This is a genomic window from Pseudomonas sp. S1(2024), from assembly GCF_046557535.1.
Genome location: NZ_JBKGFP010000082.1, coordinates 32,457 through 55,252 on the forward strand (window position 1 = coordinate 32,457; position 22,796 = coordinate 55,252).

Annotated in this window: 24 protein-coding genes; 16 read left to right on the forward strand and 8 right to left on the reverse strand. The window is 63.3% G+C overall.

Going from position 1 to position 22,796, the window contains the following annotated elements:
- The first annotated feature begins 120 nt into the window (after positions 1-120).
- Both ACLCGK_RS22685 and ACLCGK_RS22690 read left to right on the forward strand, forming a co-directional pair.
- On the forward strand, positions 121-1,395 hold the full coding sequence (locus ACLCGK_RS22685) for a histidine kinase (protein WP_410953002.1): 1,275 nt from the start codon (positions 121-123) through the stop codon (positions 1,393-1,395).
- Positions 1,395-2,033 carry a response regulator transcription factor gene (locus tag ACLCGK_RS22690; protein WP_003257635.1) on the forward strand — a complete coding sequence of 213 codons (639 nt, stop codon included), beginning with the start codon at positions 1,395-1,397 and terminating at the stop codon, positions 2,031-2,033. The genes ACLCGK_RS22685 and ACLCGK_RS22690 overlap by 1 nt, the downstream gene beginning before the upstream one ends.
- 142 nt (positions 2,034-2,175) lie before the next feature.
- On the opposite strand, the gene ACLCGK_RS22695 is transcribed toward ACLCGK_RS22690, so the two are convergent.
- Positions 2,176-2,835 carry a pentapeptide repeat-containing protein gene (locus ACLCGK_RS22695; protein ID WP_410953003.1) on the reverse strand — a complete coding sequence of 220 codons (660 nt, stop codon included), beginning with the start codon at positions 2,833-2,835 and terminating at the stop codon, positions 2,176-2,178.
- A gap of 178 nt (positions 2,836-3,013) precedes the next feature.
- Positions 3,014-4,909 carry a quinoprotein ethanol dehydrogenase gene (gene exaA, locus ACLCGK_RS22700; RefSeq protein ID WP_410953004.1) on the reverse strand — a complete coding sequence of 632 codons (1,896 nt, stop codon included), beginning with the start codon at positions 4,907-4,909 and terminating at the stop codon, positions 3,014-3,016.
- 254 nt (positions 4,910-5,163) lie between these two features.
- Here exaA and pedF point away from each other — a divergent pair, with 254 nt between their 5' ends.
- The 10 genes from pedF to ACLCGK_RS22750 all read left to right on the forward strand — a co-directional run bounded on the left by pedF (position 5,164) and on the right by ACLCGK_RS22750 (position 15,756).
- Positions 5,164-5,625 (forward strand): cytochrome c-550 PedF, encoded by a 462-nt coding sequence (gene pedF / locus ACLCGK_RS22705; RefSeq protein WP_013972175.1) that lies wholly within the window; start codon positions 5,164-5,166, stop codon positions 5,623-5,625.
- A gap of 5 nt (positions 5,626-5,630) precedes the next feature.
- Positions 5,631-6,506: a substrate-binding periplasmic protein gene (locus tag ACLCGK_RS22710; protein ID WP_015270051.1), complete on the forward strand. Its 876-nt coding sequence runs from the start codon at positions 5,631-5,633 to the stop codon at positions 6,504-6,506.
- A 162-nt stretch (positions 6,507-6,668) separates the two neighbouring features.
- A complete protein-coding gene (locus tag ACLCGK_RS22715; protein ID WP_085719687.1) occupies positions 6,669-7,436 on the forward strand; it encodes a quinoprotein dehydrogenase-associated SoxYZ-like carrier in 768 nt (255 codons plus the stop codon).
- 40 nt (positions 7,437-7,476) lie between these two features.
- A complete protein-coding gene (locus ACLCGK_RS22720; protein ID WP_309673656.1) occupies positions 7,477-8,409 on the forward strand; it encodes a quinoprotein relay system zinc metallohydrolase 1 in 933 nt (310 codons plus the stop codon).
- Positions 8,410-8,676: 267 nt separating this feature from the next.
- Complete coding sequence (gene pedH, locus ACLCGK_RS22725) at positions 8,677-10,461, forward strand: PQQ-dependent alcohol dehydrogenase PedH (RefSeq protein WP_024086834.1); 1,785 nt, start codon at positions 8,677-8,679, stop codon at positions 10,459-10,461.
- Positions 10,462-10,623: 162 nt separating this feature from the next.
- Positions 10,624-12,144 carry an aldehyde dehydrogenase family protein gene (locus ACLCGK_RS22730; RefSeq protein WP_024086835.1) on the forward strand — a complete coding sequence of 507 codons (1,521 nt, stop codon included), beginning with the start codon at positions 10,624-10,626 and terminating at the stop codon, positions 12,142-12,144.
- 251 nt (positions 12,145-12,395) lie between these two features.
- Positions 12,396-12,467 carry a pyrroloquinoline quinone precursor peptide PqqA gene (gene pqqA, locus ACLCGK_RS22735; RefSeq protein WP_003253598.1) on the forward strand — a complete coding sequence of 24 codons (72 nt, stop codon included), beginning with the start codon at positions 12,396-12,398 and terminating at the stop codon, positions 12,465-12,467.
- Between the two features lie 52 nt (positions 12,468-12,519).
- A complete protein-coding gene (gene pqqD / locus ACLCGK_RS22740; RefSeq protein WP_061302426.1) occupies positions 12,520-12,792 on the forward strand; it encodes a pyrroloquinoline quinone biosynthesis peptide chaperone PqqD in 273 nt (90 codons plus the stop codon).
- A gap of 89 nt (positions 12,793-12,881) precedes the next feature.
- Entirely contained in the window at positions 12,882-14,045 is a 1,164-nt protein-coding gene (ercA, locus tag ACLCGK_RS22745) for an alcohol dehydrogenase-like regulatory protein ErcA (RefSeq protein ID WP_013972181.1), read from the forward strand.
- The gene (locus tag ACLCGK_RS22750; RefSeq protein WP_410953005.1) at positions 14,029-15,756 is read left to right on the forward strand and encodes a NahK/ErcS family hybrid sensor histidine kinase/response regulator; all 1,728 of its coding nucleotides are present in this window, start codon (positions 14,029-14,031) and stop codon (positions 15,754-15,756) included. Before ercA ends, ACLCGK_RS22750 begins: the two co-directional genes overlap by 17 nt.
- A 213-nt stretch (positions 15,757-15,969) precedes the next feature.
- Here the strand turns inward: ACLCGK_RS22750 and ACLCGK_RS22755 are convergent, their stop codons facing one another.
- The gene (locus ACLCGK_RS22755; RefSeq protein WP_410953006.1) at positions 15,970-17,622 is read right to left on the reverse strand and encodes a SulP family inorganic anion transporter; all 1,653 of its coding nucleotides are present in this window, start codon (positions 17,620-17,622) and stop codon (positions 15,970-15,972) included.
- A 405-nt stretch (positions 17,623-18,027) separates the two neighbouring features.
- Between ACLCGK_RS22755 and ACLCGK_RS22760 the strand changes: the two genes are divergently transcribed.
- The 4 genes from ACLCGK_RS22760 to xth all read left to right on the forward strand — a co-directional run bounded on the left by ACLCGK_RS22760 (position 18,028) and on the right by xth (position 20,197).
- Positions 18,028-18,168, forward strand: coding sequence for a hypothetical protein (locus ACLCGK_RS22760; protein ID WP_289805886.1), 141 nt, complete (start codon positions 18,028-18,030; stop codon positions 18,166-18,168).
- A gap of 220 nt (positions 18,169-18,388) precedes the next feature.
- Entirely contained in the window at positions 18,389-19,003 is a 615-nt protein-coding gene (locus tag ACLCGK_RS22765; RefSeq protein WP_015270058.1) for a hypothetical protein, read from the forward strand.
- Between the two features lie 160 nt (positions 19,004-19,163).
- Positions 19,164-19,406 carry a hypothetical protein gene (locus ACLCGK_RS22770; RefSeq protein WP_003257678.1) on the forward strand — a complete coding sequence of 81 codons (243 nt, stop codon included), beginning with the start codon at positions 19,164-19,166 and terminating at the stop codon, positions 19,404-19,406.
- Positions 19,403-20,197: an exodeoxyribonuclease III gene (gene xth / locus ACLCGK_RS22775; protein ID WP_410953007.1), complete on the forward strand. Its 795-nt coding sequence runs from the start codon at positions 19,403-19,405 to the stop codon at positions 20,195-20,197. The genes ACLCGK_RS22770 and xth overlap by 4 nt, the downstream gene beginning before the upstream one ends.
- A gap of 18 nt (positions 20,198-20,215) precedes the next feature.
- Here xth and ACLCGK_RS22780 read toward each other — a convergent pair whose 3' ends face one another.
- From ACLCGK_RS22780 to ACLCGK_RS22800, 5 genes are all read right to left on the reverse strand, one after another.
- Positions 20,216-20,644, reverse strand: coding sequence for a hypothetical protein (locus ACLCGK_RS22780; protein WP_410953008.1), 429 nt, complete (start codon positions 20,642-20,644; stop codon positions 20,216-20,218).
- 26 nt (positions 20,645-20,670) lie between these two features.
- The gene (locus ACLCGK_RS22785) at positions 20,671-21,780 is read right to left on the reverse strand and encodes a mechanosensitive ion channel family protein (RefSeq protein ID WP_023661904.1); all 1,110 of its coding nucleotides are present in this window, start codon (positions 21,778-21,780) and stop codon (positions 20,671-20,673) included.
- A gap of 86 nt (positions 21,781-21,866) precedes the next feature.
- Positions 21,867-22,010, reverse strand: a complete 144-nt coding sequence (locus ACLCGK_RS22790) for a hypothetical protein (RefSeq protein ID WP_024086842.1) — start codon at positions 22,008-22,010, stop codon at positions 21,867-21,869.
- Between the two features lie 45 nt (positions 22,011-22,055).
- Complete coding sequence (locus ACLCGK_RS22795) at positions 22,056-22,301, reverse strand: hypothetical protein (RefSeq protein WP_015270062.1); 246 nt, start codon at positions 22,299-22,301, stop codon at positions 22,056-22,058.
- Entirely contained in the window at positions 22,301-22,765 is a 465-nt protein-coding gene (locus ACLCGK_RS22800) for a hemerythrin domain-containing protein (protein ID WP_410953009.1), read from the reverse strand. Before ACLCGK_RS22800 ends, ACLCGK_RS22795 begins: the two co-directional genes overlap by 1 nt.
- Positions 22,766-22,796: the final 31 nt, after the last annotated feature.

Here is a 22,796-nt window from a genome sequence, read left to right on the forward strand (position 1 = left end):
AGGAAGCGCGCCGGGAGGGGGGAATATGCAGAAAGTAGCGCTCGCCCGGTACCAAGGTAGTAATTCACCACATGGGCGCGGGTTTTACGATGGCCGCAGCAATCCCGAGGAGAACTGCCCATGCGCCTTGTCAACCTTTCGGCCCTGTGGCGGATCAACCTCTGGGTCACTTGTTGCTTCGCGATGTTGACGCTGGCCTGTGCCGTGGTGCTGTTGCGCCAGGCGGTGGCTGACGTGGAGCGGGAGTTGCAGTCGGCGCAAGCCGTGGTGGCATACCTCGGCGACACTGCCGAGCGCGACCCGCAGAGCCTGCAACCACGGCTGACGCAAAGCCTGCGCCATGTGCGGGTGCACTGGCTGGCGGCGGATGAACCTGCGCGGCTGCCGCAAGCAACCGGCCTGGATGCCTGGTTGGGCCGCCAACTGCTTGGGCAGCGCCACGACAGCAGCCGGCTGCTGGAGCTGGGGGATGGTCGCCGGGTAATGATCGCCGTGGATGCACGGGATGAAATCGACGAGGTGCGTGACTCGCTGCAGCAGTTGTTGGTCCTGTGCGGCCTGGCGTTGCTGCTGAGCTTGTTGACCATCCGTTGGGCGGTGCGGCGGGGCATGGGCTTGCTGGACGATCTGCTGCAGGCCTTGCGCCAGGTCTCGGGTGGGCAATTGACCGCACGCCTGCGCGAGGCCGGCCTGCCGGAGGCGCGCCAATTGGCGGAGCACTTCAACCGCATGACCGCGTCTCTGGAGCAGGCCCGCTGCGACAATACCCAACTTACCCAGGCCCTGCTGGCGGTGCAGGAGCAGGAGCGCACCCAGTTGGCGCAGACCCTGCACGACGACCTCGGGCAATACCTGGCGGGTATTCGGGCCCAGCTCTGCCTGCTGCGCATGGTCGCCGACCAGCCAAACGCGGTGGCGCAGACGACACGCACCCTGGAGCTCGATTGTGAACGCCTGCAGCAAGGTTTCCGCGCCCTGGTACATGACCTGTACCCGCTGGCGTTGCAGCACATGCCGCTGGCCGAAGCCTTCGGCCTGCTGGTGAGCCAATGGCAGGCCAGCCAGGGTATCGATTGCCGCCTGCGGGTAGGCGAGCATTTGCCGGTACTACCCGGGCCGAGTCGCACGCATTTGTATCGTTTGCTGCAGGAGGCGTTGACCAACGTCGCCCGTCACGCCGGCGCAAGCCAGGTGCGGGTGCGCCTGCAACGCAGCGCCAAGGGCTTGCGCCTGCTGGTTCTCGACAACGGTTGCGGTGCCAGCCAGCCCCAGCGCCCCGGGGTAGGCCTGCACTCGATGGCCGAGCGCGCCCGCAGCCTGGGCGGTGAGCTGCGCATCCTCAGCCGACCGGGTGCCGGCTGGGCGCTGGCCCTGAACATTCCCATGGAGGTGTGATGAATATCGTGTTGGTCGATGACCACGCCGTGGTCCGCCAGGGCTATGCCAGCCTGCTGCGAGCGGTGCTGCCGAAGGTACAGGTGCGTGAGGCTGCCAGTGGCGAAGAGGCGCTGGCGCGGGTTCAGGAACAGGTGCCCAACCTGGTGATCATGGACTTTGGCCTGCCAGGCATCAGCGGCCTGGAAACCACCCGGCGCCTGCGTCAGCGCCTGCCGCAGTTGCGGGTGCTGTTCTTCAGCATGCATGACGAACTGCCGCTGGTGCGCCAGGCGCTGGATGCTGGTGCCTCGGGATACCTGACCAAGAACTCGGCGCCCGAAGTGCTGATCGAGGCGGTGCAGCGGGTGTTGGCCGGGCATGCCTATATCGAACAGCCCTTGGCCACCCAGCTGGCCTGCACGTCACAGCAGAATGCCAGTGACCCGCGCTTGCAGCGCATGACCCAGCGTGAGCTGGAAATTTTCGTGATGCTGGCCAAGGGCACCCCGGTGCGAGGGATTGCCGAGCAGTTGTGCATCAGTGCCAAGACCGTGTCCAACCACCTGACCTTGCTCAAGAGCAAGTTGCAGGTCAGCTCCCATGCCGAGCTGGTGCATCTGGGGATTGACCTGGGGGTGGTGCGGGTGGCGGGGTGAGGTCTTCAGGGTTCGGGCCCGGACCCTGTGGGAGCGGGCATGCCCGCGAACACCGGCGAAGCCGGTGCCAGACACCGCGTCGGCTGCTTCGCGGGCGCGCCCGCTCCCACAGGTAACCGAGTGGTTGCAAAAATGGCAGCGCTCATTTGTCCCAGGTCTCGGGGCACCCCTTGCACCCCTCCATGTTGGCCTCTTGAAAATTCCCGTAATGCTGCCGCGCCCCGCGCAAGTCGGCGCGGGCCAGGTTGCTCTGGCCAAACTTGGCCTCCTGCAGGTTGGCATCGCCAAGGTCGGCCCCTTGCAGATCAGCCTTGCTCAGCCAGGCCATTTCCAGGTCCGCCGCGTGCAGGTTGGCCTGCTGCATCTTCGCCGCTGACAACCTTGCGAACTGCAGGTAGGCCGCGCTGAGGTCGGCCCTGGCAAATTGCGCACCTTGGGCAAACAGGCCCCAGCCCTGAATCGCAACGAGCCGGCTTTGGCTCAGGTCGGCCAGGCGCAGGTTGCTTTGCTGCAGGCTGGCGCGGGTCAGGTTGGCGCCTTGCAGGTTGGCCTTTTCCAGGTTGGCCAGGTCCAGCCGGGCATGGCGCAGGTCCGCATCGCGCAGGTCGGCGCCGGCCAGGTTCATCTTGCGCAGGTCCTGGTTGGCCAGGTTGGCGCCCCGCAGGTCGGCCCCCGGGCACTGGCTGGCTTCGGCAATCACGCAGCCGTTGATGGTCAGGGGGGTATCGTTGCCAGCGTCGTCGGCATTCTCGGCCATGGCAGGAGACAGCACGATCAGCAAGGCAAGTGGCAGGTAGTTCATGGCGATAGGCTCTCAATGTGAAGTCGGGTATGCATCCTGGGGCCGCTTTACGGCCCATCGCCGGCAAGCCAGCTCCCACAGAAACTGCGCAACCCTTGAGACCTGCGCTGTACCTGTGGGAGCTGGCTTGCCGGCGATGGGCTGCCTCGTAGCCCCAGTGATGCGTCAACTCATGCAGTCAACGCTGTGCTGTCTTGTTGTCCCAGCTGGGGATCTTGAACACCCAGAACGAACCGCCCTGGGCTACCGGCTTGGTCAGTTCGGCCATGTCGCCGCCCCACAGCGGCACCGCGCCGCCGTAACCCACGGTCACGCCGATGTACTGCTCGCCGTCCTGTTCCCAGGTGATCGGCGGCGAGACGATGCCGCTGCCGGTCTGGAACTTCCACAACTCCTTGCCCGTCTTGGCGTCGAAGGCCTTGAAAAAGCCGTCGCCGGTGCCGGTGAACACCAGGTTGCCCTTGGTCGCCAGCACGCCGGCCCACAGCGGCAGGTGCTCCTTGTGCTCCCAAACCAGCTTGCCGGTGGTCGGGTCCATGGCGCGCAGGGTGCCGACGTGGTCGTCGTACATGCGCTTGATGCGGAAGCCCATGCCCAGGTAGGCCGAGCCCTTCTTGTAGTTCACTTCCTCGGTCCAGTACTCCTCCTTCCACTGGTTGCCGGGGATGTAGAACAGGCCGGTGTCCTGGCTGTAGGCCATGGGGTTCCAGTTCTTGCCGCCAAGAAAGGGTGGCGAGACCTCCACCGGCTTGCCCTTGGTTTCTCCCGGCAGCGGTTTGGCCGGGCGCTGCCCAGGGTTTTCCACCGGGCGCCCGGTCTTGAGGTCGATGTGGCTGGCCCAGGTGATGTTGTCGACGAAGGGGAAAGCGTTCTGCAGTTTGCCGTTGCTGCGGTCCACCACATAGAAGAAGCCGTTGCGGTCGGCGTGGCCGGTGGCCTTGACCAGCTTGCCGTCCTTGCCCTTGTAGTCGAACAGCACCAGCTCGTTGTTGCCGGAGAAATCCCAGGCATCGTTGGGCGTGTGCTGGTAGAACCACTTCACTTCACCGGTGCTCGGGTCGACGCCGACCTGCCCTGAGGTATACAGGCTGTCGAAGTCATGCGGGTTGCCGTCCTTCGAGGTGCGCGCCCAGGTGTTCCAGGGGCCAGGGTTGCCGGCGCCGACAATGATGGTATTGGTCTCGGGGTCGAAGCTGGCGCTTTGCCAAGGCGCGCCGCCGCCGTGGCTCCAGGCTTCGACCTTGCCGGTTTCGGTAGTGGGGTCGTCCGGCCAGGACGGCGCCTTGACGTCACCGGTCGGCGTGCTGTCCTTGCCGTTCAGGCGGCCCATGTGGCCCTCGACGAAGGGCCGCATCCACACCTCTTCACCGGTGTCCGGGTCGCGGGCGAACAGTTGGCCGACCACGCCGAATTCATCGCCGGAGCTGCCGTGGATCAGCAGTACCTTGCCGCTGGTCTTGTCCTTGATCAGCACCGGGGCACCGGTCATGGTGTAGCCGGCGGCGTGGTCGCCGAACTTCTTTTTCCACACCACTTTGCCGGTGCGCTTGTCGAGGGCGATGACCCGCGCGTCGAGGGTGCCGAAGTAGATCTTGTCGCCGTAGATCGCTGCGCCGCGGTTGACCACATCGCAGCAGGGGCGAATGTTGTCCGGCAGGCGGTGGTTGTAGGTCCACAGGCGCTTGCCGGTTTTCGCATCGAGGGCGAACACCCGCGAATAGGAACCGGTGACGTAGACCACGCCGTCGCTGACGATGGCCTGGGATTCCTGGCCGCGTTGTTTCTCGTCGCCGAAGGAATAGGACCACGCCGGGGTCAGCTTGAACACGTTCTTGTCATTGACCTGGGCCAATGGGCTCCAGCGCTGGGCGTTGGTACCCATGCCGTACTGCAGCACATCCTGGGTGGTCAGGTGGTCGTTGGCGATGTCTTCCCACGTCACGTTCTTGCTGGCAGGTGCCGCAGGGGTGGTGGCTGCCGTGGCCACGCTGCCCAGGGCCAGGCTACCGGCCAGCAGCAAGGCCCGCACGCTCAGGGCCAGAGGGGAAAGGGCGGGTAGCGTTCTTGTTGTCATGGTTGCAGTTCCCAGTGGAGGTTTTGGCCTGCACAGGGTGGGACGGGGCGGGCCTTGCGGGATACGGAAAAAGTCCCGCCCTTGCCGGGAATAGTTCCCACGGGGCACCTCATTTGGCCCTTCGCCACAAGCCCTACTACCAAGGGAGTAAGGCGCGGCCACCAAAGCAGCATTCGGCCGCCTGCGGGCTGTTTCTAAGATGGCGACACGGCCTCTGTGGTTGAGGCCTTGCGTGCAATCGTGAGGGCATAAAAATGACAACAAAACGCAACGTCTTGCTGGCTGCCGGGCTGCTTGCCAGTGCAGTGCTGACCGGCACTGCCTGGGCACATGGCAATGTGGTGCCCCAGGCCGTGGAAACCAAGGGCCTGACCCCGATCAAGGACGCTGGCGTAACCCTGGACGGCGATGGTTGGGCAGCGGTCAACCCGTACCGCAGCTCTCCCGAGCACGACAAGGCCGTGGAGATCGGTGCCTCGGCCTACAACCAGAACTGCGCCGCCTGCCATGGCCTGGAGGCCAAGTCGGGGGGCATCGCCCCGGATCTGCGCATGCTCGATGCCGGCGAGGCCGGGGATGAGTGGTTCGTCGAGCGGGTACGCCACGGTGCGGTCCGCGACGGCCGGGTGTACATGCCGAAGATGGCCGACTATCTGAGCCAGGAGGCCCTGTGGGCGGTGCGCACCTACCTGGACAGCGTGCACGTCGAGGAATGACGGCCATGCGTCTGTTGGCGGTGCTGTTCAGTGGCTTGCTGCTGTGCTGCGCGGCGGCGCAGGCGCAGGTGCGCAACTACGATGCGATCATCGCCGCCGGCGAATTGAAGGTGGCTGTGTACAAGGACTTTGCGCCCTACAGTTTCGAGGACCACGGCCAGCCGCGAGGTGTCGACGTGGAGCTGGCGCAGGCCCTGGCCACGGCGTTGGGGGTGCGCTTGCAGCTGATCTGGGCGCCACCCGGGGAAAAGCTCGACGACGATCTGCGCGACTACATCTGGCGCGGCAGCCCGTTGCGCCACCAGCAACTGGCCGACCTGATGATGCGGGTGCCATACGACCATGCCTATGCGCAGCGGCGCAACGAGGTAGGCGAGCTGGAAAACGCCCAGGTGGTCATGTTCGGTCCTTATCAGGAGGAGCGCTGGCAGGTCGCCTATGATCGCCGCCGCCTGCCCTCGGTGGCCAGTGTCGCGGTGTTCCAGCAGCACCCGATCGGGGTCGAGGTGGACAGCGTGCCGTCGTTCTACCTGACTTCCGTGTTCAACGGCATGCTCAGTGCCAGGACCCATCATTACCCCAATGTGCAGCAAGCTTTCGGCGCCATGCAGGCCGGCCAGGTGGACGCGGTGATGGCGATGCGCGGCGAAGTTGACTGGCAACTGCATCAAGCCGCCGACCCGCAGCTGGCCCTGGCGGAAAACGCCTACCCGAACCTTGGCAAGCAGGCCTGGGAGATCGGCATGGCGGTGCATGAAAGCAACCGGCAGCTGGCCTATGCGGTGGAGGAAGCGCTTGAGACGCTGATTCGTGATGGGCGGATGAAGGCGATTTATGCCAGTTATGGCCTGCGTTACCAGGTGCCGGAGATGTATCAGTAGCGCTGGCGCGACCCCTGTGGGAGCGGGCTTGTCGAGGCGTCGAACCGCCGCGAACACGGGCGAAGCCCGTGCCATCCATCGCGCCGCCTGCTTCGCGGGCATGCCCGCTCCCACAGGGATCATGCTGGCTCAACGGATAACTGTTTCATCAAGGAGTGGGCGATGAACTGGCGAGCGACTTTCCTGCTGGCCTGCTGGATGCCCTGGGCCGCACAGGCCCAGGCCAGCGAGCCGAGTAACCACAAGGACCCGGTGCCGTCGGTGATGTGGGACTTCTACCACAAGCAGCTGCTGGGCCAGGCCGCATTCGTGTTCGATGATCGGGTCAAGCTGCTGGCGCCACCCTTTGCCGAGGACGCACGCCAGGTGCCGTTGGAGATCGACGCTCGGGCGTTCAGCGGTGAAGTGGTGCGGATCATCGCCTGGGCCGAACTCAACCCGCTGCCGCGTATCGTCGACTTCCAGCCTGGCGAGCGCGTGCTGCCCTGGTTGTCGATCCGCATTCGCGTCGAACAGGCCACACCGCTGCGCGCTGCGGTACTGACGCGCGACGGCCTGTGGCATGTCGGCTCGACCCTGATCGATGCTGCCGGCGGCGGTTGTACCGCGCCCAGCGTGGTACGCACCCAGCCCGGCTGGGAGGAACACCTCGGTGAAGTCCTGGGCGGGCGCTACCCGCGCGGCGACAGCAGCCGCCTGCGCCTGCAGGTGGCCCACCCGATGGACAACGGCCTGGTCAGCGGCATTCCCGAATTCTTCCTCAACCATGCCGAGTTGCAAGGCGCGGATGGCCAGCGCCTGGCCAGCCTGGAACTGTACCCGGCGGTCAGCGAAAACCCCAACCTGGGCTTCGACATCCAGGGCCCCGGGCCGACCCGGTTGGTGTTGCAGGACAACAGCGGCAACCAGTTCGAGGCGGCAGTGCCCTGAACGCGTTGCCCGACTCCATCCCTGACCAGAGGCGCCCGTCATGCGTTGCATTCTGCTGTTGCTACTGTGCCTGGGCCTGCCGGCCTGGGCAGACCTGGACTATCGGCTCAAGCCCCGGCAGATCGCCGAAGGCACCTGGCTGCTGGAGGGCAGCACCGACAATTTCGCCAAGGATAACGGCGGCAATATCGTCAACACCGCGTTCATCGTCACCGACAACGGGGTGGTGGTTATCGACAGCGGGCCGTCGAAACGCTACGGCGAAGCATTGCGCCAGGCCATTGCCGCCACCACCGACAAGCCGGTGGTCGAAGTGCTGCTGACCCATCATCACCCCGACCATGTGCTGGGCAACCAGGCCTTTGCCGATGTGCCCATCGGCGCCCTGGCCGGTACCGGCGAGCTGTTGCGCCAGCAGGGGGAGGCCATGGCCGAGAACATGTACCGCCTGGTTGGCGACTGGATGCGCGGTACCGAGGTGGTGCTGCCGACCCGCGTGCTGGAGCCAGGTATTCACGAGGTGGGTGGGCACCGCCTGCGGCTGCTGGCGCTGGGCGGGCACACCGGTGCCGACCTGGCGATTCTGGATGAAAGCACCGGTGTGCTGTTCGCCGGCGACCTGGTGTTCTACGAGCGCGCATTGACCACGCCCAACAGCCCGGGGCTGGAGGTGTGGCTGAAGGACCTGGACACCTTGCAAGCGCTGCCCTGGAAGCAGCTGGTGCCTGGTCATGGCCCGCTGGCCAGCGATGCCCGGCCGTTTGCCCAGATGCGTGATTACCTGGGCTGGCTGGACGGGCTGATGCGCGACGGCGCGGCGCGTGGCGATGACATGGCCGAGATGATCCGCAGCCCCATACCCGAACGGTTTGCCGCTATCAGCCTGACCCGTTACGAGCTGATTCGCAGTGTCAGCCACCTGTACCCCCGTTACGAACGCCAGCAGCTGCGGCGCGTGGACAGCAAGGGCTGACACGGTCCCTGTAGGAGCGGCCTTGTGTCGCGAAAGGGCTGCAAGGCAGCCCCGGCAATTTCAGCCATGGGCACAAATCCTGGGGCCGCTTCGCGCCCCTTTCGCGACACAAGGCCGCTCCTACAGGGGGCCGCGCAAGTTCACTGATACCAAGGAACTAGAAAACTCAGCACTGCGGGCAATTGTTGGCAAGCAGGTCGGGACCAAGAATTCCCGACACACCGGGAAGTTTTCCCGGATACAACAAAAAAACCAAAGGTAGCCGTCATGACCCGATCCACACGTCGTCCCGTGTTCGCCTTGAGCCTGGTGCTCAGCGCCATGCTGCTTGCCGGTGCAGCCCACGCCGCTGTCAGCAATGAAGAAATTCTCCAGGACCCGAAGAACCCGCAGCAGATCGTGACCAATGGCCTGGGCGTGCAGGGCCAGCGCTACAGCCCGCTGAACCTGCTCAATACCGACAACGTCAAGGACCTGCGGCCGGTCTGGGCATTTTCCTTCGGTGGTGAGAAGCAGCGCGGCCAGCAGGCCCAGCCGCTGGTCAAGGACGGGGTGATGTACCTGACCGGCTCCTACTCACGGGTGTTCGCCGTGGACGCCCGTACCGGCAAGAAACTGTGGCAATACGATGCGCGCCTGCCCGATGACATCCGCCCGTGCTGCGACGTGATCAACCGCGGCGTGGCGCTGTACGGCAACCTGGTGTTCTTCGGCACCCTCGATGCCAAGCTGGTGGCGCTGAACAAGGACACCGGCAAGGTGGTATGGAGCAAGAAGGTGGCCGACCACAAGGAAGGCTACTCCATCAGCGCCGCGCCGATGATCGTCAACGGCAAGCTGATCACCGGCGTCGCCGGCGGCGAGTTTGGCGTGGTGGGCAAGATCCAGGCCTACAACCCGGAAAACGGCGAGCTGCTGTGGATGCGACCGACCGTGGAAGGGCACATGGGCTACGTGTACAAGGACGGCAAGGCGATCGAAAACGGCATTTCCGGCGGCGAGGCGGGCAAGACCTGGCCCGGCGACCTGTGGAAGACCGGTGGTGCGGCGCCTTGGCTGGGCGGCTACTACGACCCGGAAACCAACCTGATCCTGTTCGGCACCGGCAACCCGGCGCCGTGGAACTCGCACCTGCGCCCGGGCGACAACCTGTATTCCTCGTCGCGCCTGGCCCTGAACCCCGACGATGGCACCATCAAGTGGCACTTCCAGAGCACGCCGCATGACGGCTGGGACTTCGACGGCGTCAACGAGCTGATCTCGTTCAACTACAAGGACGGCGGCAAGGAGGTCAAGGCCGCCGCTACCGCTGACCGCAACGGCTTCTTCTACGTGCTGGACCGCACCAACGGCAAGTTCATCCGCGGCTTCCCCTTCGTCGACAAGATCACCTGGGCCACCGGCCTGGACAAGGACGGCCGGCCAATCTACAACGAGGCCAGCCGGCCGGGGGCGCCGGGTAGCGAGGCCAAGGGCAGCTCGGTGTTCGTCGCCCCGGCGTTCCTCGGGGCCAAGAACTGGATGCCGATGGCCTACAACAAGGACACCGGGCTGTTCTATGTGCCGTCCAACGAGTGGGGCATGGACATCTGGAACGAAGGCATCGCCTACAAGAAGGGCGCGGCGTTCCTCGGTGCCGGCTTCACCATCAAGCCGCTCAACGAAGACTACATTGGCGTGTTGCGCGCCATCGACCCGGTCAGCGGCAAGGAAGTGTGGCGCCACAAGAACTATGCGCCGCTGTGGGGCGGGGTGCTGACCACCAAGGGCAACCTGGTGTTCACCGGCACGCCGGAAGGCTTCCTGCAGGCCTTCAACGCCAAGACCGGCGACAAGGTCTGGGAGTTCCAGACCGGTTCCGGCGTGCTCGGTTCGCCAGTGACCTGGGAAATGGACGGCGAGCAGTACGTTTCGGTGGTTTCCGGTTGGGGCGGCGCGGTGCCGCTGTGGGGTGGTGAAGTGGCCAAGCGGGTCAAGGACTTCAACCAGGGCGGCATGCTCTGGACCTTCAAGCTGCCCAAGCAACTGCAAACGGCAAGCGCCAGTCGCTAAGCCGACAACCTGCCGCTTGCTGCCAGGGACCCTGTGGCAAGCGGCCCTACTACCAAATGACGAGAGCCCCGCTGCCAACGATGCATTCGCCCGGCAGGCGGGGCTTTTTACCATCGGCTCATCGCCTGTCGCTGGACAGGCATCGACCCACAGAGGCTCAGCATGATCTACGCACAACCCGGAACCCCAGGCGCCGTCGTGTCCTTCAAACCACGCTACGGCAACTTCATCAACGGTGAATTCGTGCCGCCGCTGGGCGGCCAGTACTTCACCAACAGCTCGCCGGTCAATGGCCAGCCGATTGCCGAGTTCCCGCGCTCCGGCGCCCAGGACATCGAGCAGGCCCTGGACGCCGCGCATGCCGCTGCCGAGGCCTGGGGCAAGACCTCGGTGCAGGACCGCGCCCTGGTACTGCTGAAGATCGCCGACCGCATCGAACAGAATCTCGAAGTACTGGCCGTTACCGAGAGCTGGGACAACGGCAAGGCCGTGCGCGAAACCCTCAACGCCGACGTGCCGCTGGCGGCGGACCACTTCCGCTACTTCGCCGGCTGCATCCGTGCCCAGGAAGGCGGCGCCGCCGAAATCAACGAGGGCACCGTGGCCTACCACATCCACGAGCCATTGGGCGTGGTCGGGCAGATCATTCCATGGAACTTCCCGCTGCTGATGGCCGCCTGGAAACTCGCCCCGGCGCTGGCAGCCGGCAACTGCGTGGTGCTCAAACCGGCGGAGCAGACGCCGTTGTCGATCACCATTTTCGCTGAGCTGATCGCCGACCTGCTGCCAGCAGGCGTGCTGAACATCGTCCAGGGCTTTGGCCGCGAAGCCGGTGAGGCCCTGGCCACCAGCAAGCGCATCGCCAAGATCGCCTTCACCGGTTCCACCCCGGTGGGCTCGCACATCATGAAGTGCGCGGCCGAGAACATCATCCCGTCCACCGTCGAACTGGGCGGCAAGTCGCCGAACATCTTCTTCGAAGACATCATGCAGGCCGAGCCCGCGTTCATCGAAAAGGCAGCCGAAGGCCTGGTGCTGGCTTTCTTCAACCAGGGCGAAGTGTGCACCTGCCCGTCGCGGGCGCTGATCCAGGAATCGATCTACGAGCCGTTCATGGCCGAGGTGATGAAGAAGATCGCCAAGATCACCCGTGGCAACCCGCTGGACACCGCGACCATGGTCGGCGCCCAGGCCTCGGAGCAGCAATACGACAAGATTCTTTCCTACTTGCAGATTGCCCGGGAGGAGGGCGCGCAGCTGCTCACCGGTGGCGCTGCCGAGCGGCTCGACGGCGACCTGGCCAGCGGTTACTACATCCAGCCGACCCTGCTCAAGGGCAACAACAAGATGCGCGTGTTCCAGGAGGAGATCTTCGGCCCGGTGGTGGGCGTGACCACCTTCAAGGACGAAGCCGAAGCGCTGGCGATCGCCAACGACAGCGAGTTTGGCCTGGGCGCGGGGCTGTGGACCCGTGACATCAACCGTGCCTACCGCATGGGCCGCGGGATCAAGGCCGGGCGCGTGTGGACCAACTGCTACCACCTGTACCCGGCGCATGCCGCGTTCGGTGGCTACAAGAAGTCCGGGGTGGGCCGCGAGACGCACAAGATGATGCTTGATCACTACCAGCAGACCAAGAACCTGCTGGTGAGCTACGACATCAACCCGCTGGGCTTCTTCTAAACCGCGTCGCGGCCTTCGCGGGCTCGCCCGCTCCCACAGGTATTGCACTGGTCTTGAAACTTGTGCAGTCCCTGTGGGAGCGGGCGAGCCCGCGAAGAGGCCGGCACTGCCATGCACAAATCCACAGTTGCTCCGTGTTACCCCTACCAACGCACCCCGCAAACCTGTCCCAAAGTAGCATTCGGCCCCGTCGCCCCTCGTGCATTAATGCCTATACCGGAATCGCCCGGCACCAAGAAGAGGAATGCCCCATGTGGACTAAACCCGCCTTTACCGACCTGCGCATCGGCTTCGAAGTGACGATGTACTTCGCCAATCGTTGATGCCTGTCCGGCCATCAGCGCGATGGCCGGTTCTTCATTGAGCATGCCCGTTGTGAACCTGATCGATCGCGAACAAGCCCTGGCCTTGCGCAAGGGCTTCCGCCTGCGCTGGGAGCCGCGCCAGGCCTGCCATGTGCTGCTGTACCCGGAGGGCACCATCGAACTCAATGCCAGTGCCGGCTGGGTGCTCGAGTTGCTGGACGGCCGGCGCAGCGTGGCGGCGGTCATCGACCGCCTTGCACAGCGCTTCCCCGGGGTGCCGGGGCTGGACGAGGACATCCTGGCGTTCCTGGAGGTGGCCCGTGCCAAGTACTGGATCGAATGAACCGTGGCCAGGCTTTGGTCTGGTTGCTTTCGCTGCGGGATGCTTTACGCTGGCGGTTACCTTCCAGAACAATAAGAACAGGCTTCCCGATGAGCCAGAGTTTCAGCCCGCTTCGCAAGTTCGTTTCGCCCGAGATCATCTTTGGTGCCGGCTGCCGGCATAATGTCGCCAATTACGCCAAGACCTTCGGTGCGCGCAAGGTGCTGGTGGTCAGCGACCCCGGTGTGATTGCCGCCGGTTGGGTGGCGGACGTGGAGGCCAGCCTGCAGGCCCAGGGCATCGACTACTGCCTGTACAGCGCCGTATCGCCCAACCCGCGTGTGGAAGAGGTGATGCTTGGCGCCGAGATCTACCGGCAAAACCACTGTGATGTGATCGTCGCGGTCGGCGGCGGCAGCCCGATGGATTGCGGCAAGGCCATCGGCATCGTGGTCGCCCACGGGCGCAGCATCCTCGAATTCGAAGGCGTGGACATGATCCGCGTGCCCAGCCCGCCGCTGATCCTGATCCCGACCACGGCCGGCACCTCGGCGGACGTGTCGCAGTTCGTGATCATTTCCAACCAGCAGGAGCGCATGAAGTTCTCCATCGTCAGCAAGGCGGTGGTGCCGGACGTGTCGCTGATCGACCCGCAAACCACCCTGAGCATGGACCCGTTCCTGTCGGCCTGCACCGGTATCGATGCGCTGGTGCATGCCATCGAAGCCTTCGTTTCCACCGGCCACGGCCCGCTGACCGACCCCCATGCGCTGGAAGCCATGCGCCTGATCAATGGCAACCTGGTGGAAATGATTGCCAACCCCACCGATATCGCCCTGCGCGAGAAGATCATGCTGGGCAGCATGCAGGCGGGGTTGGCGTTTTCCAATGCGATCCTGGGTGCGGTCCACGCCATGTCGCACAGCCTGGGCGGGTTCCTCGACCTGCCGCATGGCCTGTGCAATGCGGTGCTGGTGGAGCACGTGGTGGCGTTCAACTACAGTTCGGCACCGGAGCGTTTCAAGGTGATTGCCGAAGTGCTGGGTATCGACTGCCGCGGTCTCAACCACCGGCAGATCTGCGCGCGCCTGGTGGAGCACCTGATCGCGCTCAAGCGTGCCATCGGCTTCCACGAAACCCTGGGCCTGCATGGGGTGCGCACGGCCGATATCCCGTTCCTGTCGCAACATGCGATGGACGACCCGTGCATCCTCACCAATCCGCGTGCGTCGAGCCAACGTGATGTCGAGGTGGTCTATGGCGAGGCCCTCTGACGAGCAGCAACGGGCGCTGGCCGGGCTGCTGGGGCTGGGCGATCACTCGGCGCGCAAGAGCCATTACCCGGAGCTGGCTGCGCGCCTGGACGAACTGGAGGCCGAACGCAACCGCTACAAGTGGCTGTTCGAAAACGCCGTGCACGGGATTTTCCAGGCCAGCCTGCAAGACGGCATGCGTGCCGCCAACCCGGCGTTGGCACGCATGCTGGGTTACGACAACCCGCAAGCGTTGCTGTTTCCGCTGACGGACCTTGCCGCCAACCTGTTTGTCGGCGGGGCCGAAGAGTTGCACGCCATCACCGCGACCCTCGCCCGTGAACGCAGCCTGCACGGCTATGAAACCCGCTTGCGGCGCAAGGATGGCAGCCACCTCGATGTGCTGATGAACCTGTTGCTCAAGCCCGGCCAGGAAGGGCTGGTGGAAGGGTTTGTCGCCGACATTACCGAACGCAAGCTGGCCCAGCAGCGCCTGCAGCAACTGAATGACGAACTCGAGCAACGGGTGGCCGCCCGCACCGATGAACTGCTGGAGGCCAACCGCAACCTGCAACAGCAGATCGCCGAGCGCAAACAGATCGCCCGCGCCCTGCGCGATGCCCGCGACGCTGCGGAAACCGCCAACCGCAGCAAGGACAAGTACCTCGCTGCCGCCAGCCATGACCTGCTGCAACCGCTGAATGCCGCGCGGCTGCTGATCTCGACCTTGCGCGAAAGGCCATTGCCAGACGCGGAAAAGGTGCTGGTGGAGCGTACCCACCAGGCCCTGGAGGGCGCCGAAGACCTGCTGACCGACCTGCTGGACATTTCCCGGCTCGACCAGGCGGCGGTCAAGCCGGACGTGGCGCTGTACCGCCTCGACGAACTGTTCGGGCCACTGGTCTCGGAGTTTCGCACGGTGGCCGATGCGGCAGGCCTGAAGCTGCGCGCGCGCATTGGCGACTACGCCATCAGTACCGACCTGCGGCTGATGACGCGTATCCTGCGCAACTTTCTCAGCAACGCCTGTCGTTATACCGATGAGGGCAGGATTCTGCTGGGCGCCAGGCGCCGCGGCGATCACTTGCGCCTGGAGGTGTGGGATACCGGGCGGGGCATCGCGGCCGATCGGCTGCAGGCAATTTTCCTCGAGTTCAACCAACTTGACGTAGGCCGTGCCGCCGATCGCAAGGGTGTGGGGCTGGGGCTGGCGATCGTCGAGCGGATCGCCAAGATTCTCGGCTATCGCGTCGAGGTGCGTTCATGGCCGGGGCGTGGCTCGATGTTCAGTATCGACGTGCCGATCGGCGAAGCCATGCCCTTGCCTATCCACCAGGCCGCGCCGCAGCCTGGCGCCGGCAACCCGTTGCCGGGCCGCCGCCTGCTGGTACTGGACAACGAAGTGAGCATCCTCGAGAGCATGGGCGCGCTGCTCGGGCAGTGGGGCTGCGAAGTGGTTACCGCGACCGACCAGGCCGGGGCCTTGCTGGCCTTGCAGGGGCGGGCACCGGAATTGATCCTGGCGGACTTTCACCTGGACCACGGTGTTGTCGGCTGCGAAGTGGTCAGGCATTTGCGTGAACATTTCGGCGCCGCCATTCCCGCGGTGATCATCACTGCCGACCGCAGCGATCAGTGCCGACGCTCCTTGAACAAGCTCGGCGCGCCGTTGCTGAACAAGCCCGTCAAACCGGGGAAGTTGCGTGCGGTGTTGAGCCAGTTGCTGGGCTGAAGCCTCAACCCCATGGCCTTGCGCGACAGATAACTGAATTCGTAAGCGATCCTCGTACCCTGTGGGAGCGGCTTTAGCCGCGAAGAATCCAACGCGGTGCATGGCACCGGCTGCGCCGGTGTTCGCGGCTAAAGCCGCTCCTACAGGGGGGGCGCGCATTGCCAGGTGGCTGTTCCTGAAATGGGACTCTGTATGGCCCTGGTGGATCACAAGTCAGTTGTGTGCCGCTGGTGCCTTTGCCTCCAGCAGGGCGGTACCGAGCATTTGGTGATAGTGCCCGGGGCCAAGCAGGCGCAAGATTCCGGCCTTTTCGAGCTTGCCAAGCACCTTGCCGTTGGCTTCGCACAGTTTCACAACGATCTGGCGTTCATGCAGTTGCTGGATCACTTCCTCCAGGGTCTGCAGCCCGGTGATATCCATGAAGGGCACCCGCTTCAGGCAAATTACCAGCAGTTCAGGGTCGGTATGCGTTTGTGACAGGGCGCGCTCGAAGGTTTCAGCGGCGCCAAAGAACAGCGGGCCTTCGATGGTGTAAACCAGCACGCCGGGGGGCAGCGATTTCTGGCCGTTGCTGTGAAGTTCATTGGCCAGTTCCTCTTCGACCACCTGCTGGACTTCGACGGACGATGCCATGCGGCGCATGAACTGAAGCATGGCGAGGATGACGCCGATATTCACGGCGATCACCAGGTCGCTGAACACCGTCAAGGTGAAGGTGACGAGCAGGATGGCGATGTCGGCTCGCGGTGCGCGCTGCAGCATGCGCTTGAAATGCTTCAGCTCGCTCATGTTGTAGGCGACGACGAACAGGATCGCTGCCAGTGCGCAGAGTGGAATGTTCGACGCCAGTGGCGCCAGGAACAGAATGATCAGTACCAGTGTCAGCGCATGGATGATGCCGGCCAACGGCCCGGTAGCACCATTGCGGATGTTGGTCGCTGTCCGGGCAATGGCACCTGTGGCGGCAAAGCCCCCGAACAGCGGCACTACCAGGTTGGCGACCCCTTGGCCGATCAATTCCTGGTTCGAGTCGTGCCTGGTCCCTGCCATGCCGTCGGCGACGACAGCCGAGAGCAATGATTCGATGGCCCCCAGCATGGCGATCGCAAAGGCTGGCCCGACCAGTTCGATCACCCGCGCCAGGGAGACTTCGGGCCAGGTCAGTGACGGCAAACCTTGTGGGATAGCCCCGAAGGCGGTGCCGATGGTAGCCACACCGTCAAAATGGAACAGGGATTGGACGAGCGTCGCGAACACCATGGCTACCAGTGGCCCGGGCAGGCGTTTCAGCACGGGCAGCCTTGGCGCCAGGATCAGCAAAGCAAGGCTGCATGTCGCGAGCAGCGTCGTGGCAATGTGGAGGTCCGGCAGGGCTAGCAACAGATGCCACAGTTTTTCGTGGAAGTGCCCACCTTCGATTTCGGGCAGGCCGAAGAAGTCACGCCATTGCCCAACCCAGATGATGATGCCGATGCCGGCGGTGAAACCTACGATCACCGGGTCGGGAATGAACTTGATGACTGCACCCAGGCGGGTAATGCCAAGCACCAGCAGTATGGCGCCAGCCATCATCGTGGCCAGTTGAAGGCCTTCCACTCCGTACTTCGCCGTCACCCCTGCGAGGATCACGATGAAGGCCCCGGTCGGTCCGGCGATCTGCAATCGACTGCCGCCCAGCAAGGAAACCAGCAGCCCGCCTATGATCGCCGTGTAGATGCCTTGCTCCGGCTTGACCCCGGAAGCGATGGCGAAGGCCATGGCGAGGGGCAGCGCAACAACCCCGACGATGAGGCCGGAGACAAGGTTGCGCATCCAGTGTTCACGCTTGAACAGGCCGGCGTTCCAGGCTTCGCGAACCGCGATCATTGCAGGCTCCTTGATAAGGTGCATGCACATAGTATTTAGCATGCCATGGGCCTGTTGTGCCTCTGAACGAACTGATCGAGCTGAACGAGGCGGAGCAGGGCAGGCGCGGCATCTGCACCCTCAAATGTGAAGGCGTTGTGCGGGTCCAGATTCACGATGTCTCGCACGCTTCCTTCCGACCGCCCGTGATGATCGGAATGTAGCTTGCCGGGCCTGACTGATGGCACTTCAGGCACGGTCACCTGCAAAGCGATAACTGCGAAACAGCGGGATAGAGCTTCCAAAGACACTTGCGAAGTTTGGATCCAGTTGTCGATAAAACTTTCCACTCGGTCAAATTACAACAACTTAGCAAACTAACTAACTTGATTTAGTGTGCCGCCTGTCGGTCGTTTTGCTCGAGAAATGAACGATTTGGATGACACTGACTCCTATTTGCCAGCAGGTGCCTTCAATGTGATTGCACTTCGCGCCTTTCCCCAGAACTTATGGACGTTCAACCTCATCGGCATTGCAGGGATGCTCATGGGGCTTTTTTATTCCTGAATAATGGAGTATTGCCATGCCCAACCGAGGCTCTTCGGGTGAGCCACCGCGTGTATTGAGTGACAATTTGCTTTTTCATTTAACGATTCGAATTTGGCTTTGACGTTGCGATTAAATCGTTCGCACACCTATTTCAAAGCCATCTAGCGCTAACGCATTGCGTGGAGAAAATGTCGTGGAGATTAATACAATTATTAGCCTGTTCGGGCAGAAAGAATCCATGGAGCTGGTGCGGTTGTCTGTTATTTACGTTCATTTATTGGCCTGTTGTATTGCCATCGGCATGGTATTCGCCAGTGACGCCGAGATGGTCAGGAACTTGTTGAAGGGTCATAAAGAAACCGGGCATGACAGTAAGCATATGACGAGCTTGCAGAAGTCCGTGGCCAATGCCCTGATATTCCTGTGGCTCACGGGTGCCGCAGTGATTGGAATTGACTACCTTGATAAAGGTATGAACTATTTTGCCAATCCGAAACTTCAAGCGAAGGTCATTATTGTCATGTTGCTGACCTTCAATGGCATGCTGTTGCATCGTTATGTATTGCCTGCCCTGCTCAAAGCAGGCAACTTGTTGGACCTTAATTTTGGCGTGCGGATGTTCGCACTGTTCTCCGGCGCACTGTCGGGTGTGTCCTGGCTGTATGCGGCGATGCTGGGTGTTGGCCGCCCACTGGCCTGGAAATACTCGCTGACCGAGTTGCTGCTGGCCTATCCGGTACTGATCCTGCTGGGCTTTGCCATGATGGCTGCCCTGACCCAGTGGGCACGCAAACGCAGCCAGGCCGAACCGGCTCCAGCGCCTGTCTGGCGACTGGCAGGCATTCCTACCTGATTGCCTGAGTAACGCTTCGGTTGCGCCGCGAACCGGGAAACCTGGTTCGCGGCGAGCTCGTTTGATGCGCAGCCTCTGGGCGGTTCGACTGGCGGCATTGAATTTGAACGTCGCCCAATGGTGGGGCTCTTAATGCAAAGGACACCGTGAGGGCTCCATCATGAGCATTGAACGCAGCATCCCCGAGCTCGAAGCCTGGTACGCCCAATACGACGACATCAGTTACCGCCGTGAGTCGCCGGATGCCTACCACCATGAACTGCTACGCACGGCCGAGGCGCTGCGTGACGATGGTGCCATCGACTGGGACGACTGGCTGGCACTCAAGGCATTGGCCGATGACGCCCATGTGCGCGCCCTGGAAGATGCCGTGCAGGCCCATGTGAGCGATCCCGACGCATGAAAGCGCTGAAGATTGCCACGTTCAACATCAACGGCATTCGTAGCCGACTGCCGGCACTGCTGGCCTGGCTGGAGCGGGAAAGGCCTGACATTGCCTGCCTGCAGGAGCTCAAGGCGACGGATCAGCAGTTTCCTCACCAGGCGCTGGAAGCGGCGGGGTACGGCAGCCTCTATCAAGGGCAGCCTTCGTGGAACGGTGTGGCCATTCTGTCGCGAGGCAGCGAACCACTGGAAGTACGGCGTGGCCTGCCTGGCATGGAGGACGACAACCAGAGCCGCTACCTCGAAGCCGCGGTGCACGGGGTGCTGGTGGCTTGCCTGTACCTGCCGAACGGCAACCCGCAACCGGGGCCGAAATTCGATTACAAAGTCCGCTGGTTCGAGAGCCTGATCGAGCATGTCAAAGGGCTGCATGACGGTGGCCATCCCGCGGTGCTGGCGGGCGATTTCAATGTGGTGCCAACCGATATGGATATCTACGACACGCGCTCCTGGATGAAGGACGCGCTGCTGCAGCCCGAATCACGTGCGTGCTACCAGAAACTGCTGAATCAAGGCTGGGTTGACGCCATTCGCCATCTGTATCCGGACGAGCGCATTTACACCTTCTGGGATTATTTCCGCAACCACTGGGCACGCAACGCCGGTTTACGTATCGACCACCTGCTGCTCAACCCCGAGCTCGCGCCCTACCTGAAGCGGGCTGGTGTCGATGCCTGGGTGCGTAACGAACCCAAGGCCAGCGACCATGCGCCCGTCTGGATCGAGCTGGGCACGCGTCGCCGGCCATAGGGCAGTTCGAGCGAACCTTCAACTACCGGAACCACCGCTGGAGCCCGAACCACCAGAGCCTCCGGTCCCGCTACCCGTCCCGGTGCCGCGTTCCGATCCACTGCGGTCACTACCGGATTGGTCGGTGGTGCCATCGCCACCGGTATTGTCAGTGTCATTGCCATCGGTTCCGCCGGAACCTGTCCCCATGGCATCCGCAGGCGTGCCGGAGCCGGTCGCTCCGCCTTGGTTGTTCATGTGCCCCCTGTCATGCGGCTGCGTGCCAGGAGCACGCTGATCGTTCAGGTCGGTGGCTGCCAGCACCACAGGTGCGCTGAGCCCCAGGCACAGCACGAGCAGTAACGAATGAGGCTTCATGATCTTCATGGCGATACTCCGTTGCGGGTTGGTCACCTTCTGTTCGGCCTGCATCACCCACGGGCGTGCCGTGAAATCGACGGAATGCATGGAGCGCTGACATGCACGGGGGCGGGTTACCCCACGTGAATACTTTGAGGCCCGCGCTTCGATTCCTCTGGCAAGGCCGTGACCTTGATCGCGCGTACCGGTACGGCGAATTTTGCACCTACCTTCGAGAAGCGCTCGAGCAGGTGGAAATTGATCGCTTGCTGGATGTCCATGTACAGGTTGTAGCCCGGGTCCTTGACGATATACACGCACTCGAATTCCAGCGCCTCCTTGCCGAAGCCGCGCAGGTGGGCACGGTCGAAGCGCACCTGCTGTTGTGCCTTGATCGCTTCCTCGACGATGGCGGGTGCCTTTTTCACGGCCTCGGTTGGAGTGTCGTACGACAGGCCGAACTCGAACACGATCCGTCGTTCCTGCAGGCGCTTGTAGTTCTGGATGGTGCTGCTGATCATGCTGGCATTGGCCATGACGATCTGCTCGCCGCCCAGGCTGCGGATGCGTGTGGTCTTCAGCCCCACGTGCTCCACCGTGCCGGCCAGCGGGCCGATGACGATGAAGTCGCCCACCTCGAACGGCTTGTCGACGGCGATGGACAACGAGGCGAACAGGTCGCCGAGGATGTTCTGCACGGCCAGTGCAACAGCGATACCGCCTACCCCAAGGCTGGCGACGAAGGCGGTGATGTTCACGCCCAGGTTGGACAGCATCGCCAGCAGCACCACTGACCACAACAGTACCCGCGCACCCCATGCCGACAGCGTGGCCAGCGCGCTGCCCTGGTTCAAGCCGTCGGTGCGATGCCGGGCGAAGTAGCGACTCAGGCCCAGGCCGATGGCGCGGTTGGCCCACAGCCCGATCTGCAATGCCGCGACCACGAACCACAGGCTACCGACCCGGGTCAGCCAGCGCTCGGGCAGGTCGAGCATGCTCAGGCCCACCAGCAGCGAGGCAAGGAACAGCAGAAAATTGCTGGTCCCGGCGAGCACCTTGGCCAGCACCTGGCTTAGCGCGCCGTCATGCTCGGACCAGCGCCTGACCCGATGCAGCATGAAACTGATGGCCGCCCGCGCCACGACGAATGTCAGCAGCGCTACCGTCAGTGCCAGCAACAAATTGAGAACGGAAACTCCGAACAGTGTGGTATCGGTGAACAAGGCGATGATGCGATCACTCATGAGACACTTGCCTCCTTCCATAGGATTGGGTGACTGGTGGAGCGGCATTGCCGGCGAAGCAGGCAATGCCGCTCGCCAGGTGAGCCTCAGCCGTCGGACTGCTCCTCTGGCGGCACCTGGCCTTCGGGCCAGTCGGGTGCTTCCTTCTCCTGTTCCTGTTCAGGCACAGGTTCGCCCGGGTTGTGGGGTACTTCGTCCACGTACGGGTCGGGTTGGTTGGGGTCGATCATGGTCTGGCTCCTCGCCGTTGGGCTTTCAGGCATGTGTCCGGGCGTTCAGCCCGACTCCACGGCAGTGTTTTTCTTCCAGCCCCGCAGGTTCATGGCGCACAGGCAACCCTGCAGGATGATCAGCGCCCAGGCTTGCGCCTGCCACCCCCAGGCGGCCCACAGCACGTTGCTGGCAATGAAGCAGCAGAAACCCAGCTTGCGCCGGCCTGGGCGCCGTGAGCCGATGCACCAGGCGGCAAGTACCGTCAGGGCCATGGCAGGCCATTCAAGAAAGTCGATCCAGGCTTCCATCACGCAGCACGCTGTTCGCCCTTGAGCAGTTTTTTCTGCGCTTCCATGGCCTGGCCGAGCTCATCCAGTTGCTGCTTGCCCAGCAACTTGCGGGCGGTCGGAAACAGCTCGCTTTCTTCTTCCTCGATATGGTGTTCCAGCAGTTCCTTCATCACTTTGACCCGCCCGGCGAACTCGACGGTGCCGGTTTCGGTTTGCAGCAGGTCCGGCAGCACCAGGGAGTCGACGGTGCGGTGCTCTTCCTTGGCTTCGTAATACATCTTCGCTTCTTCCTTGCCGCCGGCCTGCTTGATGGCCGGATACAGGATTTCTTCTTCCAGGGCGGTATGGATGCTTACCTCCTGCGTGATGCGTTCGAGCAACTCGGCGCGCTTTTTCACCGCGCGCTCAGTGGTGGAGGAGAGTTCCTCCAGCAGCTTCTTCACCAGCTCATGGTCCTGGATCAGCAAATCGATAGCGTTCATGCGACACCTCTTCGGGGCTGAAAAAATCACG